11 protein-coding genes are annotated in these 18,569 nt (G+C 52.9%); 3 read left to right on the top strand and 8 right to left on the bottom strand.

What is annotated here, in order from left to right; genetic code table 11:
- Positions 1 to 12: 12 nt before the first annotated feature.
- The 5 genes from ACO064_RS30615 to ACO064_RS30595 all read right to left on the bottom strand — a co-directional run bounded on the left by ACO064_RS30615 (position 13) and on the right by ACO064_RS30595 (position 9,585).
- Positions 13 to 3,792: a DUF2278 family protein gene (locus ACO064_RS30615; protein WP_421830960.1), complete on the bottom strand. Its 3,780-nt coding sequence runs from the start codon at positions 3,790 to 3,792 to the stop codon at positions 13 to 15.
- An 18-nt stretch (positions 3,793 to 3,810) separates the two neighbouring features.
- Positions 3,811 to 4,872 carry an AAA family ATPase gene (locus tag ACO064_RS30610; protein ID WP_421830959.1) on the bottom strand — a complete coding sequence of 354 codons (1,062 nt, stop codon included), beginning with the start codon at positions 4,870 to 4,872 and terminating at the stop codon, positions 3,811 to 3,813.
- A 3-nt stretch (positions 4,873 to 4,875) separates the two neighbouring features.
- Positions 4,876 to 6,426, bottom strand: coding sequence for a CHAT domain-containing protein (locus ACO064_RS30605; RefSeq protein ID WP_421830958.1), 1,551 nt, complete (start codon positions 6,424 to 6,426; stop codon positions 4,876 to 4,878).
- Positions 6,427 to 6,532: 106 nt separating this feature from the next.
- Complete coding sequence (locus ACO064_RS30600; RefSeq protein ID WP_421830957.1) at positions 6,533 to 8,935, bottom strand: ATP-binding protein; 2,403 nt, start codon at positions 8,933 to 8,935, stop codon at positions 6,533 to 6,535.
- Between the two features lie 230 nt (positions 8,936 to 9,165).
- Entirely contained in the window at positions 9,166 to 9,585 is a 420-nt protein-coding gene (locus ACO064_RS30595; protein ID WP_421830956.1) for a response regulator, read from the bottom strand.
- A 476-nt stretch (positions 9,586 to 10,061) separates the two neighbouring features.
- On the opposite strand from ACO064_RS30595, the gene gyrA reads away from it, so the two are divergent.
- The 3 genes from gyrA to ACO064_RS30580 all read left to right on the top strand — a co-directional run bounded on the left by gyrA (position 10,062) and on the right by ACO064_RS30580 (position 14,445).
- The gene (gyrA, locus tag ACO064_RS30590; RefSeq protein WP_421830955.1) at positions 10,062 to 12,611 is read left to right on the top strand and encodes a DNA gyrase subunit A; all 2,550 of its coding nucleotides are present in this window, start codon (positions 10,062 to 10,064) and stop codon (positions 12,609 to 12,611) included.
- Positions 12,612 to 12,682: 71 nt separating this feature from the next.
- Positions 12,683 to 14,122, top strand: a complete 1,440-nt coding sequence (locus ACO064_RS30585; protein ID WP_421830954.1) for a tetratricopeptide repeat protein — start codon at positions 12,683 to 12,685, stop codon at positions 14,120 to 14,122.
- 92 nt (positions 14,123 to 14,214) lie between these two features.
- Positions 14,215 to 14,445: a hypothetical protein gene (locus ACO064_RS30580; RefSeq protein WP_421830953.1), complete on the top strand. Its 231-nt coding sequence runs from the start codon at positions 14,215 to 14,217 to the stop codon at positions 14,443 to 14,445.
- 215 nt (positions 14,446 to 14,660) lie between these two features.
- On the opposite strand, the gene ACO064_RS30575 is transcribed toward ACO064_RS30580, so the two are convergent.
- The 3 genes from ACO064_RS30575 to ACO064_RS30565 all read right to left on the bottom strand — a co-directional run bounded on the left by ACO064_RS30575 (position 14,661) and on the right by ACO064_RS30565 (position 18,498).
- Entirely contained in the window at positions 14,661 to 15,365 is a 705-nt protein-coding gene (locus ACO064_RS30575; RefSeq protein WP_421830952.1) for an ATP-binding protein, read from the bottom strand.
- 95 nt (positions 15,366 to 15,460) lie between these two features.
- Positions 15,461 to 16,579 carry a YncE family protein gene (locus ACO064_RS30570; RefSeq protein WP_421830951.1) on the bottom strand — a complete coding sequence of 373 codons (1,119 nt, stop codon included), beginning with the start codon at positions 16,577 to 16,579 and terminating at the stop codon, positions 15,461 to 15,463.
- The gene (locus tag ACO064_RS30565; RefSeq protein ID WP_421830950.1) at positions 16,576 to 18,498 is read right to left on the bottom strand and encodes a TonB-dependent receptor plug domain-containing protein; all 1,923 of its coding nucleotides are present in this window, start codon (positions 18,496 to 18,498) and stop codon (positions 16,576 to 16,578) included. Before ACO064_RS30565 ends, ACO064_RS30570 begins: the two co-directional genes overlap by 4 nt.
- Positions 18,499 to 18,569: the final 71 nt, after the last annotated feature.

Below are 18,569 nucleotides of genomic sequence, written 5' to 3'. Positions count from 1 at the left end.
GAACGCCGGATTTTACTTCGCTGTCGCGTTGACCGGATCGCCCTTGGCATCCGTCGTGGTCGACTGGGACGAAAACCGGATGGCAATGGCTTTCAAACTTCCCGAATCGAGAATGATCCCGCCGTCCTGCCAGGGTGCGTTAAGAACATCGTTCGGCGAATAAAACCCCTGATTCTGGTGAACGTAGTGGATTTCATAGAATCCGTTCGGCAGTTTGAAGGGGTTCGAAGACGCGGTAGGTTGCCAGCGGGCACCCCAGACGTAGATTCGGGTGGGTGATTTTTTGGAAACGCTGACCAGACCGCCCAGGTAAGCCTTTCGATCTACCTTGAAATCCGCGTACGAATCGCCCGTGCGCAGATAATCCAGTGCTCCAGAGGTGCTGGTTTTATCCAATTTATAAAAACCCTCTTTTGCCGAGCTAAACCGCTGGAAGCCCGGAATTTTACGAACCAGATCATTTTCTGCCATTGCTATAACAGGCGCATCCGACGACTTGCCGTATGACGCATTCGGCTGATTGCCAATGCGAACCTGATAATACTCTCCATTGACCGCAATGAGCAAAAACAGGTTGTTACTCACCATCCGGGTTTCCCGAACTTCGCCCACCAGCACCCCGTAGTCGCCCGGAATTCCGCGCTGGACGACGGTCGGCTGGGGTTCCTGTTTTACGTTGGCATTGGCGGTGTTGTCGATGGGCGAAACGGTTGCCGGTTCAGGATCAGGTGTTGCGGTTGCGGGCAGTTCGTCCGTGGCCGGTTTGGTTTGCGTGGGATACGAATTGGTTTGGGCGGGCGTTCGGTTGGAAGCCTTGGCGGGTGCGGTCTTTTTCGGAACCGATTTGGGTCGGGTTTTGACGGTGGTGGCTTTGGCCGGTGCGGTTTTCGCTGCTGTAGCGGGAGTGGTCTGGGGAGACGAATCCGGTTTCTCAAGGTGAAGTTTGATCCAGGCGGCAGTGAGTCGGGCCAGCGAATCCGTCCTCCCGGGTGCAAGAGTCCGGCGCGGAACCCGCACCATCAGCAGATTTTTGTTCCGGGGTGCATTGGGCAGAAACAAATTGACGCGGTTGAATTGAGCCGCCTGTTGGGCGATGGTGATTTCCTGAATCTGGCGGTTACTCCGATCCTGGGCATACGCCGGTGTGCTGTACTTTTTCAGGTTGGCACCGTAGCTGTCCAGGGCGTCGATACGAAGTAGAAGAGAATCGGCTTGCAGGCTCTGATTTAATAGTTTTAAGTAGTCGACCAGCAGGGAGTCCTGCGGAAAAAAGCCGGGGCCTGAATACCAGGACGTGGGGGCTACAATTTTTCGGATTCCCCGAATTGTGAGATCCTTTTCCCGGCCGCTGTTGATTCCGGTTGAATCCAGAAAAACGCTCCGCTGAAACCGTACCGCGTGCAAATTATAAAGTGCTTCGAAGGTGGTCCGCTGCCGGAGCGATGCCATCAGCAACGCAATGCGCATCGAATACAATTCGGCTTCCAGGATTGGTAAATACTTTTTCTGATGTGCTTCAAGCTCGGTGGTCATTTCTGAAACAGACTCAAAACCGCCTGATGACTTGGACGATTGATAGCGGCCGGCGATGCGATCGATTCCGTTCTGATAGGTAGCCCCAATGGAATCGTTGGCCGGTATGTAGCCGATGGTTTTTATCGCACCAGCCATCTCGGTTGCAAAGTTCGAATTCTTCAGGCTATCGAACGAAAGTCGGGCCGCCAGGTTATTATACGTCACGGCGCTATCGGCCCGGAGCGAATCGGACGCGGTGTAGAAAAACCGCTTCGAACCTGCCGGGGGGGCGGTGCTGGTTTTGGGGAAAACAAAATACCCGGCGGCCAGCCCAAAAACCGCCAGGATCGCAAGCGTCAGGCCATAGGCCAAGGTTTTCCGGCGTTCGTGAGCGGTTATCTGGCGGTCGATGGCCGGGCTGGTGATGAGTCCGGCTTTCTGAAACGGAGCCAGTTTTCGCAAGCCTTCCGCCCGGTATTTCTCGTCGGTCAGCATCACTTCGTAGGTGTGTCGTTCCCGTTCTTCTTCGGCCAGGCTGCCCGGACTGGTCCTGACCGATTCGAGCAACTGCAGGACGTCCTGATGAATGACCGCTTTCAATCCGGTCGGCAATTCGTCGAAGCGGGCGAGGAGGTCCTGGCGCAGCGGTTCGGGGATGCTGCTTTGCTGCAACCACGGCAAGGCGGTTATTTTCAGGAGATTGGTGGTGGTGACAAAGGCATCGGTTCCGTGGTAGCGTTCCATCGTTTTGCCAATGGCCAGCGTCATTTCCCAGGTCGGCGTTGAGTACACGGCGGTGGCGTAGGCCCACTGTTTTAACCGGGCGGTTTCTGCTTCGGTCGGTTTTTCGGTGTCAAACGGATTTTCGAGAAACCGGTCGATTTCGGAGATGGTCAGTTTGCTGGCCGGTTTTCCAAAAAAGCCCCGGTCAGCGGCCGAAGTGGTGGTGACCGGCCACTGGCGACGCAGTTCTTGAAACGTCGGCTGCTCCCCCGCCTGAAAATACGTCCGGAGCAGCAACTGCCCGTCGGGGGTGGCCGGTAGTACGATGAAAAACCGGGCGAGAATGGCCTCGATGGACGTCCAGTTTTCGGGGTAGACCGGCGTCAGAATCGCGCGTTTTTCCCAGCCGTCGAACCCGTTCGTGACCCAGGGGGCCACAGTGCCCCGGTCGTAGTCGATCAGGCGGATGCCTTCCGTAATCAACACCAGGTAGGAATGGCGTTGAATCCGGAACAGGTCGCTGAGGGCAATTCCCTTCGGGTATTTTTCGCTTCGGCAGATACGCGGGTCGCTGTTGAAAAAAAGCGTTTCCAGTTCAACTTCGCTTTCGGCTAGCACCGATCCCAGATAGGCATACAGCCGGGCCTGCTGGTGGAAGGTCGATCGTTGATCGATCAGCACCAGATACCGGGGGCGGAGTTTGATTTGCTGGTAATAAATCGAGGGATAACCGCCCCGGCTGGCCGTGGCCCGAATGGTGCGCGAAACGTCCATCATCCGGCGTTGGCCTTCATCGCGCTGGTTCAACTGCCGCGCCCAGACGTCCATCGACTCGGCGACTTTGATCGTTTTCTCCTGATCCGGGAAGGTCAGAAAGTAGGGCGGGCCGTCGCTTGGTCTGCGTTTTCGGCTCGGGAAAAAATACCGAAAGAGCACCACGCCCGCTGCGGCCGTAGCCAGCAAAACCGCCAGCAGGAGATACACGGTGTTTCGCGAGTAGGTGGTGAAGCGTATCGGTTTCGCCTGAATGAGCGGAAAAGAGGGGTACGAAGACGGCCTGACAACGGGACTCGGATCAGTGCTTCTGGTCGTGTCGGCCACCAGCGGCTGCGTCGAGTCGGGTAGTGTTTGAGGAGGTTTTATCCTAGGGGTGACTGGTTTTGGGGTGTAATAAACCGCCAGTCCGATGAGAATCAGGGTGATAACGGCCAGGAGCGTAGCCCGCCGAAGCCGGTTGGGCTTCGGCGGTTTTTGCGAATCCTCTGATTTTTCGGCGGTTTCAACCTGTTTCGCTGGGTGATCGGAGAACCGGACGATCTGGTCGAAGATCCCCCCGAACTTTTCCTGCTCAAGGTCTGACCGCACCACCACCGGGCCGAGTAACTCCTTCAATTCCCGGAGCTGCCCGGCGGTGGTCAGTCCGTCCGGAAACCAGGTGTCGGCGATTCGGAAACAGCGGTCGTACACCTCCGGCGTCACCACAAAGCCTTCCAGCCGAAGTTGCTCGAGCAATTCGCCCAGGGGAAGCGGTCGTTGGGGAGAAACGGGCGTCATGGCCGTCGGAAGAAACCGTTACAGGGTTTTGAGGAGTGCAAAATCTTCGGCGTGTTTGGCCAGAATGCTGTAGCTCGCCAGCCGTTTGGGTTCATCCACCTCTTTCAGCGGACGGGGGTGGAGAATGTCGTCGCGCAGGAAATACATCCAGCTAATGAGTTCGGCGGTGGCCGGTTTTTTCTTCAGATTGGCATTTTTGACCGTCACGAAATAGGCAATGTATTCTGCAATCGTCTGTTCAACGGCGCGCCGTTTCGAAACGGATTCGGTTCGCTCCAGTTCTTTGTTAAAAATCTGATTCAGAACGATTTCCATAAGCTGATCTTCTTTCGGAAATTCGATGTGGTAAAAGATGCACCGGCGCAGAAACGCGTCAGGCAGATTCTTTTCCGAATTGCTGGTCAGGATAACAAAGATGTTTTTGGTTCCGATTTCGTATTCCGCGTTGCCATCTTCCCGAACCTGAAACCGGAAGCGATCCAGTTCATTCAGCAGGTCGTTCGTAAAATCGCGCGGGGCTTTGTCCACTTCATCGATCAGCACCACCGAACTGCGGGGACTGGACGAATCGATGTCGTTCATGGACAGATACGGGCATTTTTCCAGCATCGCCGGATTGCTCAGCACGATGGCCTGCCCGAGCGCCTGAAGCCGGATGTGCCGGGCTACCTCAGGAACGGGCGGTTTTTCGGGAATCGACAAAACCGTTCCGGCAGCGGCCCCGTTGGTGGAAGCCACCGGTTTTTCCGGGTCAAAATGCGTCGCGTGGAAATGGCCGAGGGCGTCGTACAGGTAAAATAAATCCGTGGATGTCGACACGGTTTTGGTGTTGAATACCAGCGGTTTACTCAAGTACTCGTTGGGGTATCGGGCATACAGATCGGCGGCCAGTTTTTCGGCCAGGCGGGTTTTTCCGGTCCCCGGTTCGCCGGTTAGCAGCAGTGGTTGCTTGAGCAGAATCGCCACCCGAACGGCGTTGTAGAGGGCCGAGTCGAGGATGTAATCCGAAGGGTTTTTCTTCATCCGCGGAACATTCAGTTCCGTTTGCTCATCAAATTCAAATTTTTCGACCAGGGCCATTTTTCAGGAAGTTTGAGGGGTATTGAAGCGTTCGATCAGCGTCAGCAGTTTATCTTCCAGCGCCGGGACGTCGATTTTTCCGGAGTGATCCGGCTGAAAAATACTGGTAATCACGCGCTCCTTATCCGCATCCGGCGCGTGCCGGAGGTAGTTCCGGAACCATTCTTCGAGGTATTTCCGCTGATCGGGAACGGCCAGCAGTTCGTCATCCTGATTCAGAATAATGAGCGGACTCCGGGCGGGATCGTCGGGATCGACCAGGCCCGAGTTTCGGAACGGTTTCAGTATTTTTTTAACGGAATTGCCCGGCATAAAAGCGGAAAACCAGCTTTGTTTCGGGGTGAAAATAATGTTCCAGAAAAACAGCAGATACGGATGGGTCGGCGAATTCGCCCCGGTTTCGGGCGGGCAAAATTCCGTCATGAACTGTCGGATCGACCCCAGCACTTTTTCATTCAAATCGTCGGCATTGATTTGGAGAGCGACAATGGTATACTGGCTGTTTTTGATCGCCGGAATGCCCAGAAACTCATCAAACGTCAGGCTGGTGCTGTCGTCCTGGCCTTTGACGATTTTATAGAGTTCGCGCCGGATTTTAAGGGGCGTGTCGTAGGCCCGGTTGAGTTTGACGAGCATGTCATCAACATCCCGACGGCGGTCGTTGGGGTCGAACGGGTAATTATAAACCCGGTCGGGATTCTTCGTGATTTTCTCGTAGACCAGCTTCCGCGCCAGCCCCAGCGGAGACTGGTAATCCTCGCCCACAATCAGGTAATGCTGTACCGGCCGGTACAACACATCGAGTCCCTGGCTGAGGTTGAAGCTGGGGTCGAACACGTTGCGGTATTGATCCCGGTCACACAGAAAGGCCTTTTGCCGGTCGATGAGGGGGATTTTTTCGGTATTGACCCGTTTAACCACCAGCGTCCATTTCAACACCTCGGGCTGGTTGAAATAGAGACCCCAGGCACAGGGTGCGTCCGGGATTTCGGTCGGAAAACCGCCCCGCAGAAACGTAGAGGGTTTGCCGGAGAGCACGCTCGAGGTCGCTACTGCTTCGTCAAAAGCCTGCTGGAGGGTTCGCAGGGGGCGGGTGAATGAAAAGTAAAACGCCATGGCAAACTCGCTGGCTTGCCCATCCGGAACGGAAGTTGAGGTGGCGATGACGGCTTCCACCCCCGCGCTGAGGAGGGCTTCGACGTAGCCATAGGTGGAGCAGCCGTTCAGAAAAACCAGCTTCGGTTTCTTGCCGCTCAACAATTTAAGCAGTTGGTCCTGGCTGTAGTTGCCGTCGGTCAGCGTAAAATTGGTTTGGCTGGCGTGACCGCAGTAATGAAAAACGGTGAGGTTCTGGCTGATTTTTACAAATGCCCTGCGAATGCCCTCGGAATCGGTTTCGGTCGAAGGCGTTGGGTAGATGATCTCCTCGTTTAATTCCAGTTCATTGAGCAATTCATCGATAAACCGTATTTCATCTTTCAGGGCCAGAAGATACGGTCCGTCGTCGAGGGTAGACGGGTTGGCGCTGGCGATAAAGATAACAGGCTTGCTCATAGACCTTCCGGATCCGGTTGACGGCGTCACACTGACTTTGGAAAGTAAGATACTTAAAACCTGAGCAGCCAGAGCAGGGTTATTATTTAACGGCAGGTCCGGTCTGTCAACCCGGCAGGTTGAGGTGGCGCAGAATGACCCGCATCAGGCTGGTCGGATTATACGGTTTGACCAGAATTTCGTCCAGACCGGCCACCTGAGCGCGGTTGCCGACTTCCTGCGCCAGACTGGCCGTTACGGCGATGATGGGCAGCGTTTCGTTTCGTTCGCGGATGATGCGGGTCGCTTCGTATCCATCCATGACCGGCATTTGCAGGTCCATCAACACCAGCCGGTGTTTGGCCGAGTCCAGTTTATCGACCGCTTCCTGCCCGTTGCCGGCCACATCGACCGACGCGCCGAGCCGCTCCAGCACGCTTTTGGCCAGCAGCACATTCATCGCGTTGTCTTCCACGAGCAGGATGCAGACGTCTTTCAGGGGTTTATCGGTCGACAGGGGTTGGTGTTCGGACAGCATTTCCGGCGGATCTGTCATTTTCCGGAATTGCTGTGTGAAGTAAAACCGGGACCCTTTCCCCGGTTCGCTCTGCAGATGAAGCACCACGTTTTGCAGCTCCAGAATCCGCCGGCAAATGGTCAGGCCCAGCCCCGTTCCGCCGTAACTGCGCGACATCGACGAATCGGCCTGTGTAAACCGGTTGAAGACCAGTTCCTGTTTCTCGGGGGCAATGCCGATGCCGGTATCTTCGACGGCCAATGTGAGGGTGACATCCTGCCCGGTTTGTTCAAGGACGGAGAGGCTTACTTGTACCTGTCCCTGAATGGTGAACTTGATGGCGTTGTGAACCAGATTCGAAATGACCTGGGCCAACCGGGTGGGATCGCCAAAGACTTTGCCTTTCCAGGTGGGATCGATCGTCAGCGTCAGCGTCAGTGATTTTTCGTTTGCAGCCGACTGGTAACTGCTAATGATCTTGTGCAGGATGGTGGCCGGATCCATCGGGATTTCTTCCAGGGTGGTTTTGCCGGCTTCAATCCGGTTGAAGTCCAGAATGTCGTTGACGATGTGCAGCAAATTTTTGGCCGAAAACAGCATCACGTCGAGGTGCTGCTTCTGATCCGGTCGGGGCTGGTCCTGCAGCAGCAAATGCGTCATGCCGATCACGGCGTTCAGGGGCGTCCGGATTTCGTGGCTCATCGTACTCAGAAATTCGCTTTTGGCCCGCAGGCCATCTTCGGCCTGTTCCTTGGCTTGTTTGAGCGTAAACGCGAACCGGAACGAGAGCACCAGCGATTGGAGAAAGAAAAAACCGATGTATCCCATGAACAGCACCAGATTTTCGGGAAAGGCAATCTGGAAGTATTTAAAAATAATGATGACAAACACCCCCAGCAGTACGGCGGTACTCATCAGGGAATACTCAGCACCGGGGCGTTTTCGCTGGGCCGCTACCCAATAGACGTAAAAAGCGTAGGCGATGTAGATCGGCATCAGGCTGAGGAACGGTTTGACCAATTGGGTAAAAACGATGGGCGGACACAGGACCGTAATGCCGGCGAATGCCAGACAAATCCACGCCAGTGCCGTCAAAAATCGCTTGTGGACGTCGGCGGGGTAGAGAGAGCGGGTATAAAGGATAAAAGCCGCAATGCTTAAAAAAAGCGTGAGGTATTCGAGGTGGAGCGTCACCGACCAGTCGATCTGGTGGAAGATGGAATGGAGGGCATACTGATCCGTACCGATGATGCGGTAGCTGTAGAGCAGGCAAAACAGGGAGAAATAGAGAATGGAAGTTTCGTGTCGCCCGAAGAGAAAGAGGCCCAAAAAAAACAGTCCGCCCATGAAAAGGCAGCCTGTCAGTAGAAAATTAAGGGCCAGTTCCCGGTTTGCTTTTACCGTCAGCGTGTCGGCCCGGCCCAGCAGGATCTCCTTGTAGGGACCTCCTTTGGAATGGTGGAAATTGGCAATTTGCAGCAGGAGGTGGAGCGTATCGGCTTTTTCAGGAATGTTTTTTAGCTGCGTTGACCAAAAGGGAATCGTAGTTTCCCTTGAAGTGCCGGGGGTGCCGCTCCGGGCCAGTTCCTGCCCATTCAGGAGCAGGCGGTAGGCGGTGTAGACATCGGGGAGTTTGAGGGCTAGTGCAGGATGCCGGGGCGGCAGCACGACCGTCAGAGCGTAGGTGGCGTAGCCGTAGGAGGGAAGGGGCTGGCCGTTCCAGGTTTGGGAGTTCCAGATTTCCGGAAACGGGCTGTATTCAAAAGGGATTTCGGGATCGCCGGGATTTCGTAACGTGTGCCAGTACCATTTCCAGGTTCCGTTCAACGAAACGATTTTTTGATCGAGGTTTACCCGCCGAAGATCCAGAACCCCCTGCCGCGCGGCAGGGGAAAGAGAGTCGGTTGATTGCGCATGGAGGAGTGTGCAACCCAGTGATAAAAAAGACAGTAAACCGCAGACGTAATAAAAAATAGGAATACTGATTTTGCCCGAAAAAAACCGGCTTTTCATGTGTTGGACTAACTTCCCGTTGAGTGAATGTACTTACCTGTTACCAGACAAAAGGTCCGGTTTATTCAGGCAATGAATTCCCCTCAAATTTTAGTCCAAAAATGGTTGAATCGGGCGTCGCGTGTGGAAATCGTGTTTTTCCCGCTTACCAAAACCGGGGGATGGGCGAATCTGTTCGTTGGGGCAATCTGGCCGGAATCGCCGAAACGACAATGGGTTAAGGTTTGGCGTCAGGTGCTGGCCGGAATCCGGGCGGTGTCGAGCCAGAAGGACCGGATCTGGCTGATTAAATTTGTAAGCTGCTGGTAGCCAGGTGGTTTTGTTAAGTACGTATTGGCACCCAATTGATAGCAGCGGGTAATGTGTTCGGGCAGGGAGGAGGTTGTAAAAATAATCACCGGAATGGAGCGGAAAGCTGGATTGGCGCGCAGTTCGGTCAGGGTCGTAAATCCGTCCATCCGGGGCATATTCAGGTCCAGAAAGATCAGTGACGGCAGTTGACGGGTGGTATTCAGGTGGTCGAGCAGTTCGACCCCATCACCCGCGAAGGCAACCTCACAATCCAGCCAACTGGAATCAAACACCGATTTGAACAGGAGCCGGTCGTCGTCGTCGTCGTCTGTAATGATAATGCGGTATTTGTAAGCCATTGGAAAAGGGGAAGAATGGGAATGAAGGTAGTTTTGTCAAATATAGATAATAGATGTCAAATACAATTTTAACCCCCGACAAACTTTTGAAATCATACAATGACCTTTCTTAAATTATAAAACATACGTTTCGGTAAGATATGGGTCGATTGGTTTCGGACCGCGATTGTTTACGGCCTGCCGATCGGGATGCCGGTTTTTGATTCATTTCGTCTGCCGGAATGAACCACCCGAAAAGCCTTTTGGGGCAGTCGCAACGTATACAACTGGAATGGCGCGAAAAACCGCATCGGTCCGGAGGGTCAGAAATTGCACTTCACGCGGCAAATACTTTTATTTGTGGCGATTTTTTTGCATATTTGTATGATAGGCGTATCGTAGAACAAGCCTCAAACCGTCTGACAATTTCCAATCTGGCGGTTCCACTTTTTTAACCATCGCTTCGTTCGTATTATCGGACAAAGAATTGACTTCTTATGGCAGAAGAGACAGAAGAACAGAACAACTCCACCAACATTATTCCCATCAACATTGAAGACGAAATGCGCGGAGCCTACATCGATTATTCGATGTCGGTCATTATCTCCCGCGCGCTGCCCGATGTTCGTGACGGCCTCAAGCCGGTTCACCGCCGGGTGCTTTTCGGAATGGCTGAACTGGGCGTCAACTATAATAAACCTCACAAAAAATCCGCCCGGATTGTCGGGGAGGTTTTGGGTAAATATCACCCGCACGGCGATTCATCCGTGTACGGTACGATGGTGCGGATGGCCCAGGACTGGTCGCTGCGGTATCCACTCGTCGACGGTCAGGGAAACTTTGGTTCCATCGACGGTGACTTTCCGGCCGCCATGCGGTATACCGAAGCGCGGCTGAAGCGGATTGCCGAGGAATTGCTCACCGATATATATAAGGAAACCGTCGACTTTCAGTCGAACTTCGATGACTCGCTGGAAGAGCCGACCGTGATGCCGGCCAAACTGCCGAACCTGTTGCTGAACGGTTCGTCGGGTATTGCCGTCGGGATGGCCACCAACATGGCTCCCCACAACCTGACGGAAGTGGTAAATGGAATTGTGGCCTACATCGACAACCACGAGATTACCATCGACGAGTTGATGGAACACATCACCGCGCCGGATTTTCCGACGGGGGCTACGATCTACGGTATCGAAGGGGTACGGAATGCGTTCCGGACCGGACAGGGGCGGGTCGTGCTGCGGGCTCATGCCACCATTGAAGAAAACAAGGGCAAAACCCAGATCATCGTTTCCGACGTTCCCTACATGGTCAACAAAGCCATGATGCTGGAAAAGACGGCGGAGCTGATCAATGATAAAAAAATTGAAGGGATTTCGGCCTTCCGGGATGAGTCGGACCGCGACGGATTGCGCGTGGTGTATGACCTGAAGCGGGATGCGGTTCCGAACGTTGTTCTCAACAACCTCTATAAGCATACCCAGTTGCAGTCGGCTTTCAACATCAACAACGTCGCGCTGGTGAAAGGCCGCCCGGCTTTGCTGAATCTGAAAGACATGATCCGGTATTACGTGGAGCACCGCCAGGAGGTGATCACGCGCCGGACGCTGTATGAACTGCGGGAAGCGGAAAAGCGGGCGCATATTTTGGAAGGCTTGCTGATCGCACTGGACAACCTGGATGCGGTCATCGAAATCATCCGGAGTTCGCGGGATCCCGAGGTGGCCAAAAACGGCTTGATCGACCGGTTTAAGTTGTCGGAAATTCAGGCCAAGGCGATTCTGGAACTCCGTCTCCAACGCCTGACCGGACTCGAACGCGACAAGATTGTGGCGGAATATGAAGAACTGGCCCGGCTGATTGCCGATTTGCGGAGCATTCTGGCGAGCGAAGAACGGAAACTGCAAATCATCCGCGACGAACTGCTCGAACTCAAAGCCCGTTACGGCGATGCCCGCCGGACTGAAATCAGTATTCTGGGCGACGGCAACATCAGCGATCTGTCGCTGATCGCCGACGATGAAATGCTGATTACGATTTCGCACGAAGGCTATATCAAACGGACGCCGTTGACCGAATACCGGACCCAGAGCCGGGGAGGAGTTGGGTCGCGTGCGGCCAAAACCAAGGAAGACGACTTCACGGAGCATCTGTTCATGGCGACGATGCACAATACCCTGCTGATTTTTACGCAGAAAGGACGGTTGTACTGGTTGCCGGTGTATGAACTGCCGGAAGGCGCGCGGGATTCGAAAGGCCGGCCGCTGGCCAACTTCATCAACATTGAATCCGACGACCAGGTGCGGGCGGTGATCAATGTGAAGGATTTGAAAAACACCGATTACATCAACAACAATTACCTGGTGATGTGTACGGAGCAGGGCACGATCAAGAAAACCCTGCTGGAAGCCTACTCGCGTCCGCGCCAGAACGGGATCATTGCCATCACGATCAATGAAGAGGAGGGAGACCGTCTGCTGAATGTCTGTATGACCAATGGACAGAACGATATTGTCATTTCGTCGAGCCTGGGCAAAGCGGTTCGGTTCAACGAAAGCCGGGTTCGTCCGATGGGCCGTACGGCCGCCGGGGTTCGCGGCATCGATCTGGAGCCGGGCGTGAAAGCCGTTGGTATGGTTTGCATCGGTCGCGACGATGCTCAACTGCTGGTGGTTTCGGAAAAAGGATTTGGCAAGCGGTCACCGATCGATGAATACCGGGTGACAAACCGGGGAGCCAAAGGCGTTGGTACGTTGAAGGTTACGGATAAAGTCGGCCATCTGGTGGGCATTCTGGAAGTAACCGATTCGGATGATATGATGATCATTACGAAGTCGGGAACGGCCATCCGGATGCACGTCGATGAGGTGCGGGTGATTGGACGGAACACCCAGGGGGTGCGGTTGATCAACCTGCGCGACGGCGACGAAATTTCGTCGGTGACGCGGATTGCCCGGGAGGAAGATGTTGAAATTGAAGGGAATGCTGTTGTACCGGAAGCACCGGTGGATGGTCCGGAGGAAGCTTCGACTGATCAAATGGCTTGATATTCCCATAAATTATTCTGTACTTTCCAAAATTAAATCAAAAACAACGTTCAACCACAAAATTTAGTCATATGAAACGATTCTCGTTCTTCCTACTGGCGGGATTTTTATCAGTAGGAGCATCGTATGCTCAAGGGCTCGATGCTCTAACCGAAAAAGCTTTCCAGAGTGAGAAAGAAAAAAGCGACAAGGCAATCACGGATGAGAAGGCCTCTGTCAAGCCCAAAACGTGGCTGGATCGCGCTAAGACGTACGAGAACATTGCTACGCAGGCTATCAAACTGGACTCGAATGCGGCAACCGTTGCCTACGATGCTTATAAGAAAGTAGTCGAACTGGATAAGGATAAAAAAACCGGCGGTCCGGGTAAAATGGCTAAAGAAGCAGAGGAAGCCATGAAAGGGCAGACCTTGTTTCAGGCGTTTATGAACTCCGGTATCTACAAGTACCAGGCGAAGAACTTCAAAGACGCGGCTGCGCTGATGTCCAGAGCAGGGGAGATCAATCCGAAAGATACCACGGCGGCTTTGTATGCGGGTATCTTTACCCAGAACACCGAAAAACCGAGTGATGCCAAAGCACATTTTGAGCGGTATATCGAGAATGGTGGAAAAGATCAATCGGTTTACACCACGCTGGTGAGTCTGTATTACCAGGACAAGGAAATCGAAAAAGCGCTGGCTACGATTGACAAGGGAATTGCCACGCTGCCGAACAGCAAAGACCTCGCTACCCAGAAAACCAGCATCCTGGTCACGTCGGGTAAAATGGATGATGCGATTACGGAACTGAAAGGACAGCTTGCAAAAGACCCCAACAACGTAAACCATCTCTTGACGCTGGCCAGCCTGTATGGCGATAAATACAGCAAAGGTTCGGATGAATTGTCGAAGCTGACGGGCAGTGCCAAGAAAGGACCGAACGCGACCAAGCAGTTGAGCGAAGAAAAAGTGGTTTTGAAAGAATCGCAGAATGAGCTGACGCGCTTGACGGCTCGGGCCAAGAAAGAGCCGAAGAACGCCGATGTGAAAAACCAGATTGCACGGGTGAACCAGATGATTGCGGATTCAAAAACGAAAATCACCGGTCTGGAAAAAGAAGTAGCAGAGCAGGCTCAGGCCAGCGCAGCGGCAGGCAACCAGGAGCAGAAAATTGCGGAATTGACCAAGCAGGTTGATGAAAGCCGGGTCGCTTCCAAAGAGTATTACACCAAAGCGTTGGCGGCTGATCCGAATAACTTCGATGCCAACTTCAACCTGGGGGCTGCTTACTTTAACGAAGCCGTTCAGATCCGGAAGCAACTGGAGATGATGGACATGAAAGACTACCAGACCAAGGGCAAGGAAATCGAAGGCCAGGTTTGCGGGAAATTCAAACAGGCACTGCCGTATTTCGAAAAAGCGAAATCGGTGAAAGATACCGACCAGGATTTGAACGACAACCTGACAAACCTGCAGAATATTCTGAAGCAGTTTGAAGAGAAGAAAATTCCCTGCGTCGAAAGCAAATAACAAAAAAGGCAGCTCGCAACGGCTGCCTTTTTTTATTCCATAAAAAGCTCCGATCTTGTGAAAGCGAGGTCGGAGCTTTTTAATGAGGTAGTATGGTAAAGATTACAAGGTTACTCATCACCGTGGCTATGATTGGTGTTTGGGGTTGGCTGGCTTTTATGGCGATTATGACGGCAAGTTTACGCGGTCGGCTGACATCCGTAGCCATCGGTATTTTACTCAACAGTACATTGGCGTTTTGGTACATGCATCTTGAGAAGCGGTTGAAGCAATCACCGGATGAGGGAAAGCAAAAAATGGAGGAGGTGAAACAGGATACCTAGATAATTGGGAATTCTAGTTAACATAATATAAATTATACAACAACTATTTTGCAGTAAATTCTGCTTGTAAAGGAGTTTGTAAGGGTCTGGTATATAATGGGTTATAGAAGGTCGTATAGATCAATGATTTATGGATTCACGTGGAACAAAATCTCTGATTTTCTCTGATAAACTCTGTGTAATAACAATTTTTAATCAGGGTTTATCAGAGAAAATCAGAGGGTATCAGGGAGAATGTCCTGAAAGATGAATTGGGTGTCCCACTGATCGGGTTCCGCTGAAGCGACATACGAGCGCCGGACTATCTCACCTTTTTTGAATGGTATGGGTGATTTAAAAATCGGTCCGTCGTAGACAAAGGTATGGTACTCGCCGTTTTCTCCGCATGGATCGACCACTGGTGGCAGATCGTTTAAAACCGTAGCGTTCAGTTCGCGACCGGCCCAGCTTGCCGGCAATTGATTTTCGTTGACACAAACCAGCACAGCTTTGAAACCAGCCTGGACAAATTTCGCCAGCAACACCGTCGTGTTCTGATTCCACAACGGAAACACACCCTGCAAATCCACCTCGCTCAGTTGTTGTTCCCGGTACTGTCGCAGGTCTTCCAAAAAAATATCGCCGTAAATCACATGGGTAACGCCCTGTTTTTTCAACTCTGTCAGTTTCTGTTTAACCAGTGTGTTGTAGCATTCCATCGAGACGTCGCCGGGAAATTGAACCGTATGCAAAGGCAGCTCAAGAGTCTGCGCCTGTGCTTCGATCAGTTCGGTGCGGACGCCGTGCATGCTGACCCGTCCGAATTGTTCATTGACATTCGTGAGCAAGCCAACCACATCATAGTGTCCGGCTTGCTGGCAAAAAAAGAGAGCGAGGGCCGAATCCTTGCCCCCGCTCCAGCTAATGACTGCTTTTTTCATTTTTTGGAGAGTAAAGAAGAAAGACAAGAGAGTAAAGAACGGTTCTACTTACTTAAACTAAAAAAGTCTTTATTCTCTTGTCTCACCTCTCTTGTCTATTTAAAATAAAAACCGGATGGCGCAATCTCCGCTTTGACGGAATCAATCAGGGTTCCGCTGGCCTGGTAGCGGAAGACGTAACCGGCCTGTTTGTAAGATGGCGTATAACCGCCGTAAATGATGCCGGATTGCGGTTCGACAGCCAGGCCGCTGAACAACCGCTTGATAAAGGGTGTGGTCGCCGGAACGCTGGTGTCATTGACCGAAAAACGATAGGTCTCGCCTTTTTCCTTGTAGTTTTCGGACGCATCGCCGTAGTAACTGCTCACAAAGTAAAAGTATTGTTTGTCGGAACTCAAGCGGAATTTTGACAGCGACCGGGTTTTGTCGGTTCCAATTTTCAGGCGGTTTTCAATCGACTTGCTTTGCGGGTTAATCCGAATCATTTCACCGCCACTGTAGACCCAGAGTTTGCCGTTGCCGTCGACGGCCACCGGATTGGGATTCGCGCCGATTTCGATACCGGTTTTAAGCTGATCGGTGGTGATGTCGATCACTGTAAGTTTTGTCGAACCACCGGTCGAACCGGCAAACACCTCGCTACCCACCAGCAGAAGGGTCTCCACTCCTTTCACCGCCGGTATTTTTTTGGTTACGGAATTGGTCGTTAAATCCACAACGGCAATGTAACCCGGATCTTTATAAAACGTGCCGTTTGAAAAATCACCGGAAACATCCCAGCAACTCACGTATACTTTGTTGGCACTTACCCGAACCGCCGAGCGGGGGTTTTCAATTTCCGGGGTTTTTAGTGTCGCCAGTGACTTGAAGGTATTGGCATCCACGATTTCGACTTTGTCCTGCCCTGCCGTGGTGTTATCGACCAGAATCAATCCTTTTCCATCGGCTTCTTCGTAGGCCTGGACACTCCCGGTCAGGGAACGCTGGTTGACCTGATTGAAAATATCGTAGGAAGCCGTGGAGCCCGTCGGCGGAAAATACGAGATGGTCCCGTTGTTGTCGGTGAAATTTCCCTGGTTGACAACCAGCACCCCCGAACCATACGGCAGGGCTTGCGGATCGTCGTTGTCGTTGTTACAGGACCAGTTCAGGGCAACCAGCAGACCAAGTGCCAGTGTCAAGCGGACCGACGGTGCGGTAGTTACTTTTCTCATTGTTTTGGAGTATTCAGATTACAGATTAATTGAAGGGTAAAGTTGCGGCCCGGCATGGCGTTGCGTTTGACGTTGAGGTAGACGGTATCGAACACATTGTTGATCTGTCCCTGAATCCGGGTTGCAACGGGGCCGAGCTTGATCTGGGTTTCGAGCAACACGTTCGTCAGCACATAGCCGCGTAGAAACTGAATGTTGTCGAAAGTGATGTACTGACGGGAATTTACCTGGTTCTGGATGGTCAGGCGGTTTTTACCTTTTGCCACGAAGACCGAAAACCGGCCGCTGTGTTTGGGAACATACACCAGTTGTTTGCCGATGATGTCCTGCGCATAGACGTTGTAGACCCGCTCCTGGCTCGACCGCGTCAGGGCATACGCCAAGGTCAGGCCCGATTGCCAGTTTGCGCCGGAATATGTTGCCGAACTGTTCCACTCCAGGCCACGGGCCACGACGAGTTGCAGATTTTCGACCCGGTAGCCGGACTCCGGATTCCAGTACGACCAGTCGTCGATGCGGTTTCGGAATGCTGTGGCTTCGGTAGTAAGGGTCAGGTGTTCGGTGGGAATCCAGCGGCTGGCCAAACCCGCTTCCAGATTAAACCCGTTTTCGGGGCGAATGTCCGGATTGCCCAATACTTTCCAATACCGTTCGTTCAGCGTGGGAACCCGGTAGCTGCGACCGGCGGATGCTTTGGCCGTTAGCATTGCTTTCCCTGTTTTTACCAAAGAATACTCTACACCCAGCGAAGGCGTTATCGGCGGATCAAACCGGGTGACGAAAGCCTGCCGGATATTGGCCGAAACCAGCCACCGGGACCATTGCATCCGGAGCAGCGCATACAGATCGGCCCGGTCTTCCTGAATCGGTTGATCACCGTAGCCGTCGACCTGCGTACGGTAATGCGACCACTCGCCCCCCAACCGCAGCGAAACTTCGGCTGATTTATAGGAATGCGTCAACTCCTTCTCAATTCGACTGATTAGTCGATCGGTTTCGGAATGACTGGGATTATTGAATTTTCCACGTGCGTAATCGATAATATCGCGAATCCAGCCCAGTCTCAGCGTGAGTTTGTTCGTTTCGTAGGTGGTTAAAAACCGGTACGACTGTGAGCGGGTTCGTTCCCGAACGGTAGTATCGTAGGGCGTAACGGTCAAGTCGTTATCCGTTAACCAGAGGTTCACCGAAAGCTGCTGGTTTTTCTGGTTTCGGAAATACAAATCCTGAATGAAGCCCTTCTGTTTGGTGATCGAATGTTCGACGAAGTAATTTCCCCGTTCGCGATATGGGAAATCATTGTTGGCGTTGGTGGTGTAGAAGAACGATTTCCCGGCGATCTGCCAGCGCTTTCCGGCGGTACTCACAAACCGGATTCCAAGCTGGGTTCCGTAATTCCGGAAACTTCCGAGCTGCTGCCCGACGGAAGCCTGAAAACCGGGTTGCTGCCACTTCGGATTGTTCATGAGCAGAATACTGCCCCCCACGGCATCCGAACCCACGCAACTGGCGGAGGAGCCATACTGAACCGCAAGCTGATCGAAACCGGTGACGGGCAGCGTTGAGAAGTCGCTAAGCCCAAGCGTTGGCTGGTTAATGTTGATTCCGTTCCAGAGCACGGCGGTGTGATTGGCCGAGGTACCGCGGAACGAAGCGGTCGATAACTGGCCCGCACCGTATACCTTAAACGCAATGGGGGTCGTATAGGTCAGGAGGTCCGTCAGCGTTTGAAAACGGAACTGTTCGAGCGTCACGGAGTCGATCCGCTGGGTTTTTTGCCCGGCCGAAAACCGCTCGGGCGTGGTTCCACGAATCGTTACGGCGGGTAACGTTTGGTCAGTACCGTTGGTTTGGCCGTTCACAACCGAAAACGAACCCACCAGTAAGGACAGGATAATCCCGTCTCTATACCGCATCATAGCTGAATTAAGTAAAAAAGTGGCCGTCAATTCCCTCGTAAAAAGGATTGGGAGCCGTAAAACCCGGTTTC

This window comes from Larkinella sp. (assembly GCF_965227735.1).
Classification (GTDB): Bacteria; Bacteroidota; Bacteroidia; order Cytophagales; family Spirosomataceae; genus Larkinella.
Note: the sequence above shows the minus strand (reverse complement) of the source record. Positions and strands in the feature narration are given on the sequence as shown.